Here is a 557-nt window from a genome sequence, read left to right on the forward strand (position 1 = left end):
TTCAATGCAATAGCGGTCGATCAAGAGATAGCAGCGTTTGCTCATGTAAGCTATTTAAATAGTATTGATTTCTTAGGATTGAAATCTGTATCTGACAAAGCAAATAATAATACAGCAAACGATCAAACTGAATATAAGAAAATAGCATGTAGTAACTCATGTAGATTATTAATAGATTTTTTGGAGTATAGACAGAGAAGCGGACTCTTCGTATGACAATATATTTCAGCATCGTCGCTATCGCTCCTTGGTCGCCAAGAGGGATTATCTGAGAAGTGGAATCAGGTGACACATCCGACCGGCTAAGTGGCATCGCCACCCTGACCTATGGTCCTTAAGCCATTTGAACGTCAGAAATACGCAAATATTATGGGGAATTATTTCAAATATAATTAAGCTCATTTAAGACCAAGAATAGATAGGAGCATATAAATGATCGATATTCAAAGCGTAATTCCACATCAATATCCATTTCTAATGATTGATCGAATTTTAGAAATAGAACAAGGGAAATGGGCTAAAGGATATAAGAATGTAACCTACAACGAATGGTTTAT

General features: G+C 35.7%; 1 protein-coding gene and 1 pseudogene. Both read left to right on the forward strand.

The window, feature by feature from the left end; all coding sequences use genetic code 11:
* On the forward strand, positions 1 to 216 hold a 216-nt coding region (locus AC1TO8_RS23880; protein ID WP_482058072.1), incomplete at its 5' end, for a phosphorylase family protein.
* 216 nt (positions 217 to 432) lie between these two features.
* Positions 433 to 557, forward strand: a pseudogene (locus AC1TO8_RS23885) (beta-hydroxyacyl-ACP dehydratase); the annotation flags it as partial.

Source organism: Paenibacillus sp. Y859 (assembly GCF_056786405.1).